The organism is Pseudomonas sp. Pseusp97 (assembly GCF_047304025.1).
Lineage (GTDB): Bacteria > Pseudomonadota > Gammaproteobacteria > Pseudomonadales > Pseudomonadaceae > Pseudomonas.
In genome coordinates, this window is the sequence record NZ_JBGLYK010000285.1 from 1 (window position 1) to 5,911 (window position 5,911).

4 protein-coding genes and 3 pseudogenes are annotated in these 5,911 nt (G+C 68.1%); 6 read left to right on the forward strand and 1 reads right to left on the reverse strand.

Features of this window, described 5'->3' with window-relative positions; all coding sequences use genetic code 11:
* From ACCC94_RS27135 to pcaD, 6 genes and pseudogenes are all read left to right on the forward strand, one after another.
* Nucleotides 1–366 (forward strand): annotated as a pseudogene (locus tag ACCC94_RS27135) (catechol 1,2-dioxygenase); the annotation flags it as partial.
* A 363-nt stretch (nt 367–729) separates the two neighbouring features.
* A complete protein-coding gene (locus ACCC94_RS27140) occupies nt 730–1,578 on the forward strand; it encodes a CoA transferase subunit A (protein ID WP_413352700.1) in 849 nt (282 codons plus the stop codon).
* Nucleotides 1,578–2,360 carry a CoA-transferase subunit beta gene (locus tag ACCC94_RS27145; RefSeq protein ID WP_413352701.1) on the forward strand — a complete coding sequence of 261 codons (783 nt, stop codon included), beginning with the start codon at nt 1,578–1,580 and terminating at the stop codon, nt 2,358–2,360. Before ACCC94_RS27140 ends, ACCC94_RS27145 begins: the two co-directional genes overlap by 1 nt.
* A complete protein-coding gene (pcaF, locus tag ACCC94_RS27150; protein WP_413352702.1) occupies nt 2,357–3,562 on the forward strand; it encodes a 3-oxoadipyl-CoA thiolase in 1,206 nt (401 codons plus the stop codon). The genes ACCC94_RS27145 and pcaF overlap by 4 nt, the downstream gene beginning before the upstream one ends.
* A gap of 262 nt (nt 3,563–3,824) precedes the next feature.
* On the forward strand, nt 3,825–5,195 hold the full coding sequence (locus ACCC94_RS27155) for a 3-carboxy-cis,cis-muconate cycloisomerase (RefSeq protein ID WP_413352703.1): 1,371 nt from the start codon (nt 3,825–3,827) through the stop codon (nt 5,193–5,195).
* 9 nt (nt 5,196–5,204) lie between these two features.
* Nucleotides 5,205–5,843: pseudogene (gene pcaD, locus ACCC94_RS27160) on the forward strand (3-oxoadipate enol-lactonase); the annotation flags it as partial.
* Here pcaD and ACCC94_RS27165 read toward each other — a convergent pair.
* Nucleotides 5,836–5,911, reverse strand: a pseudogene (locus ACCC94_RS27165) (4-carboxymuconolactone decarboxylase); the annotation flags it as partial. The pseudogenes pcaD and ACCC94_RS27165 sit on opposite strands and share 8 nt — an antisense overlap.

The following is a 5,911-nucleotide window of genomic DNA, read 5'->3' on the forward strand; positions in this document are numbered from 1 at the left end:
CGCAGCATCGTGCCCAGCGGTTACGGCTGCCCGCCGGACGGCCCGACCCAGGAGCTGCTGAACCAGCTCGGCCGCCACGGCCAGCGCCCGGCGCACATCCATTTCTTCATCTCCGCGCCGGGGCACCGCCACCTGACCACGCAGATCAACCTGGCGGGCGACCAGTACCTGTGGGACGACTTCGCCTATGCCACCCGCGACGGGCTGATCGGCGAGGTGCGTTTCGTCGAGGACGCGGCCGCCGCCCAGGCGCGCGGAGTGGAAGGGCGCTTCGCCGAGATCGAGTTTGACTTCCAGCTGCAGCAGGCGGTTTCCGCCGACGCCGAAGACCGCAGCAGCCGTCCGCGCGCGTTGCAGGAAGCCTGATTTTCGCGCGGTGCTGACCCTGTAGGAGCGAGCTTGCTCGCGAACAGCGTTACCCGGTCGCTCCGGCGCTGGGCGGGTTCGCGAGCAAGCTCGCTCCTACAACAGAACTGCCCACCGATAGCGCCACGCCCACCAGATACACCCGTAGGAGCGGACTCCGTCCGCGATGCTCTTGTGCTCGGGGACCATCGCGAAAGGAGTCCGCTACTACGTTTCCGGGCTACCGCCGAGGGCTGGCACGTCCGTTAGCCTACTAAGAGAAGTGTTCGATATTCGCACCAATAGTCGATTATCGCATTGTTCGCCCATCCCCCCCGACGGTACTGTTTTCCCATCGGCACCCCCTACACAACGAGACCGACCATGGCTGAACTCCTCACCCTCCGCGAAGCGGTCGAGCGCTTCGTCAACGACGGCGACACCGTCGCGCTCGAAGGCTTCACCCACCTGATCCCGACCGCTGCCTCCCACGAGCTGATCCGCCAGGGCAAGAAAGACCTGCACCTGGTGCGCATGACCCCCGACCTGGTCTACGACCTGCTGATCGGCGCCGGCTGCGTGCGCAAGCTGACCTTCTCCTGGGGCGGCAACCCCGGTGTCGGTTCGCTGCATCGCCTGCGCGACGCGGTGGAGAAGGGCTGGCCGCGCGAGATTGAGATCGACGAGCACAGCCACGCCGACCTCGCCAACTCCTATGTCGCCGGCGCCTCGGGCCTGCCATTTGCCGTGCTGCGCGCCTACGCCGGCTCCGACCTGCCGAAGGTCAACCCGAACATCAGGTTCATCAACTGCCCGTTCACCGGCGAGCAACTGGCCGCCGTGCCGTCGGTGCGCCCGGACGTCACCGTGATCCACGCGCAGAAGGCCGACCGCAAGGGCAACGTGCTGCTGTGGGGCATCCTCGGCGTGCAGAAGGAAGCCGCCCTGGCCGCCAAGCGCTGCATCGTCACCGTCGAGGAAATCGTCGACGATCTGAACGCGCCGATGAATTCCTGCGTCCTGCCGACCTGGGCGCTGTCCGCCGTCTGCCTGGTGCCCGGCGGTTCGCATCCGTCCTACGCCCACGGCTACTCCGAGCGCGACAACCGCTTCTACCAGGCCTGGGATCCGATCGCCCGCGACCGCGATACCTTCAACGCCTGGATCGATACCTACATCCGCGGCACGAAAGATTTCAACGAGTTCAAAGCCAAGCTCGCGGAGGCCAAGTAATGAGCGCCTACAGCACCAATGAAATGATGACCGTGGCCGCCGCCCGCCGCCTGAAGAACGGCGCCGTCTGCTTCGTAGGCATCGGCCTGCCGTCCAAGGCCGCCAACCTGGCGCGCCTGACCGCATCGCCCGACGTGGTCCTGATCTACGAATCCGGCCCCATCGGCGCCAAGCCCAGCGTGCTGCCGCTATCCATCGGTGACGGCGAGCTGGCCGAAACCGCCGACACCGTGGTGCCCACCGGCGAGATCTTCCGCTACTGGCTGCAGGGCGGGCGCATCGACGTCGGCTTCCTCGGCGCCGCCCAGGTCGACCGCTTCGGCAACATCAACACCACCGTCATCGGCGACTACAACAAGCCGAAGGTGCGCCTGCCCGGCGCCGGTGGCGCGCCGGAGATCGCCGGTTCCGCCAAGGAAGTGCTGATCATCCTCAAGCAGTCCCACCGCACCTTCGTCGACAAGCTGGCCTTCATCACCTCGGTCGGCTTCGGCGAGGGCGGCGATCACCGCCAGCAGCTCGGCCTGCCCGGCAAGGGCCCGGTGGCGATCATCACTGACCTGTGCATCATGGAGCCGGAAGCCGGCAGCAACGAATTCATCGTCACCACCCTGCACCCGGGCGTGACCCGCGAGCAGGTGGTGGAGAACACCGGCTGGGCGATCCGCTTCGCCGAGCAGGTCACCGAGACCGTCGCGCCGACCGACGTGGAGCTGGAAGCCCTGCGCGCCCTCGAAGCCCGCACCGCTGCCGCCCACGGCCAGATGGGAGGTGAGGAATGAGCCGCGAAGTCTTCATCTGCGACGCCGTGCGTACGCCCATCGGTCGCTTCGGCGGCTCGCTCTCCGGCGTGCGCGCCGACGACCTCGCCGCCGTGCCGGTGAAGGCGCTGGTGGAACGTAACCCGCAAGTCGACTGGGCCGCGCTGGACGAGGTCTACCTCGGCTGCGCCAACCAGGCCGGCGAGGACAACCGCAACGTGGCGCGCATGGCGCTGCTGCTGGCCGGACTGCCGGAGAGCGTGCCGGGCGTGACCCTCAACCGCCTCTGCGCCTCGGGCATGGACGCGGTGGGCACCGGCTTCCGCGCCATTGCCAGCGGCGAAGCCGAACTGGTCATCGCCGGCGGAGTTGAGTCCATGTCCCGCGCGCCCTATGTAATGGGCAAGGCCGACAGCGCCTTCGGCCGCGGCCAGAAGATCGAGGACACCACCATCGGCTGGCGCTTCATCAACCCGCTGATGAAGGCGCAGTACGGCGTGGACGCCATGCCGCAGACCGCCGACAACGTCGCCGACGATTACAACGTCAACCGTGCCGATCAGGACGCCTTCTCCCTGCGCAGCCAGCAGCGTGCCGGCGTCGCCCAGGCCAGCGGTTACTTCGCAGAGGAAATCGTCCCGGTGGTGATCAAGGGCCGCAAGGGCGAGACCGTCGTCGACACCGACGAACACCCGCGCCCGGACACCACCCTGGAAGCGCTGGCCAAGCTCAAGCCGGTGAACGGCGAAGGCAAGACCGTCACCGCCGGCAACGCCTCCGGTGTCAATGACGGCGCCGTGGCGCTGATCCTCGCCAGCGCCGAGGCGGTGAAGAAACACGGCCTGACACCGCGTGCGAAAGTGCTCGGCATGGCCAGCGCCGGCGTCGCCCCGCGGGTGATGGGCATCGGCCCGGTACCGGCGGTGCGCAAGCTGTTGGAGCGCCTGAACCTGTCCGTGGACCAGTTCGACGTCATCGAGCTGAACGAAGCCTTTGCCGCGCAAGGTCTGGCGGTGACCCGTGATCTGGGCATCGCCGATGACGATGCACGGGTGAACCCCAACGGCGGCGCCATCGCCCTCGGCCACCCACTGGGCGCCAGCGGCGCTCGCCTGGTGCTGACGGCGGTGCACCAGCTGCAGAAGACCGGTGGCAAGCTCGGCCTGTGCACCATGTGCGTGGGCGTGGGGCAGGGCGTAGCGCTGGTCGTCGAGCGCGTTTAGCTCTTTGCTCTTCGTAGGAGCGAGCTTGCTCGCGAACCCGGCCCTCGCAGCGGGGGGCGTTCGCGAGCAGGCTCGCTCCTACAGGATTCCCCCTGGCTGCCGTTGCGCTGAATTATCCCGCTGCAGGACAGTAGGGCGCATAACGCGCCAGCGTTATCCGCCGACCAAGGGCCGGCGGATAACCTGTTCCAGGTTATGCGCCCTACGCCAGCTCTCCGGTCATACTGTCCGACTAAGCCTGCCCGATCTCCGGAGCCACCTCGTGAGCACCAACCTTCTGTTCGACGCCTACTTCACCCAGCCCGCCATGCGCGCGATCTTCAGCGACTACGGCCGGGTGCAGGGCATGCTCGACTTCGAGGCCGCGTTGGCCCGCGCCGAAGCCCGCGTGGGCGTGATCCCGGCGAACGCCGTGGCGCCCATTGCCGCCGCCTGCCGTGCCGAGCTCTATGATTTCGATGCACTGGCCCAGGCTATCTGCAGCGCCGGCAATTCGGCGATCCCGCTGGTGAAGGCGCTGGGCAAGCGCATCGCAGCCGAGGACAAGGAAGCCGAGCGCTACGTGCACCTGGGCGCCACCAGCCAGGACGCCATGGACTCAGGCCTGGTCCTGCAACTGCGTGCCGCCATCGAGCTGCTGGAAAACGAGCTTGCCCAACTGGCCGATGCGCTGGCCATGCAAGCACAAGCCCACGCAGGCACACCCATGGTCGGCCGCACCTGGCTTCAGCATGCAACGCCGGTCACCCTCGGCATGAAGATCGCCGGCTGGCTGGGCGCGATCACCCGCCATCGCCAGCGTCTGAACGAACTCAAGCCTCGCCTGCTGTGCCTGCAGTTCGGCGGTGCTTCCGGCAGCCTCGCCGCGCTGGGCGAGCAGGGTTTCGCCGTGGCCGAGGCGCTGGCGGAAGAGCTGAACCTGCAACTGCCCGAGCAACCCTGGCACACCCAGCGCGACCGCCTGGTGGAATTCGCCAGCCTGCTCGGCCTGATCGCCGGCAGCCTCGGCAAGCTGGGCCGCGACCTCAGCCTGCTGATGCAGACCGAGGCCGGCGAAGTCTTCGAACCTTCCGCGCCGGGCAAGGGCGGGTCCTCCACCATGCCGCACAAGCGCAACCCGGTGGGTGCCGCCGTGCTGATCGGCGCGGCCACCCGCGCGCCGGGCCTGGTCTCGACCTTGTTCGCCGCCATGCCCCAGGAGCACGAGCGCAGCCTCGGCCTGTGGCACGCCGAATGGGAAAGCCTGCCGGAGCTGTGCTGCCTAGTCTCCGGCGCATTGCAGCAGGCTCTGAGCCTGGTGCCGGGGCTGGAAGTGGATGCCGAGCGCATGCTGGCGAACCTCGACCTGACCCGCGGCCTGGTGCTCGCCGAAGCCGTGAGCATCGCCCTGGCCCAGCGCATCGGCCGCGACGCCGCGCACCACCTGGTGGAGCAGTGCTGCAAGCAGGCGGTGAAGGAGGGCGCGCACCTGCGCGCGGTGCTCGGCGCCAACGCCGAAGTCGCCGCTCAACTGAATGCCGAGGAGCTGGATCGCCTGCTCGATCCCGCCCATTACCTGGGCCAGGCGCGTCGCTGGGTCGAGCGCGCGCTGGCCGAACACCAAGCACTTTCCTTGCGCAAAGAATCCCGATAGGAGCCTTGCATGCCTGCCGTACGTCTCGCCGATGGCGACCTGAACTATCAATTGGAAGGCCCGTCCGGCGCGCCGGTGCTGGTGCTGTCCAACTCCCTGGGCACCGACCTGCACATGTGGGACGCGCAGGTTGCGGCCTTCGCCGAACACTTCCGCGTGCTGCGCTATGACACCCGTGGCCACGGCGCTTCGCTGATCACTCCCGGCCCGTACAGCATCGAGCAGAACGGCCGCGACGTGCTGGCCCTGCTGGATGCGCTGGATATCCCGCGCGCGCACTTCTGCGGACTGTCCATGGGCGGGCTGATCGGCCAGTGGCTGGGCATCCATGCGCCGGAGCGCATCGAGCGCCTGGTGCTGTGCAACACCGCCGCCAAGATCGGCACCCCGGAAGTCTGGAACCCGCGCATCGAGACCGTGCTCAGCGGCGGCGCCGACGCCATGCGCAACCTGCGCGATGCGTCGATCTCGCGCTGGTTCACCGCCGATTTCGCCGAGGCCGAGCCGGGCAAGGTCGAGCCCATCGTCGGCATGCTGGCGCAGACTTCGCCGGAAGGTTACGCGGCCAACTGCGCGGCGGTGCGCGATGCCGATTTCCGCGGCGAGATCGGCGCGATCAGCGCGCCAACGCTGGTGGTCTGTGGCGCGGCAGGCCGGGGCGGGTCCAGATGTCACCCCAGGCGTGGCGGGTGATCATTTCCTGGAACTCCTCGTTG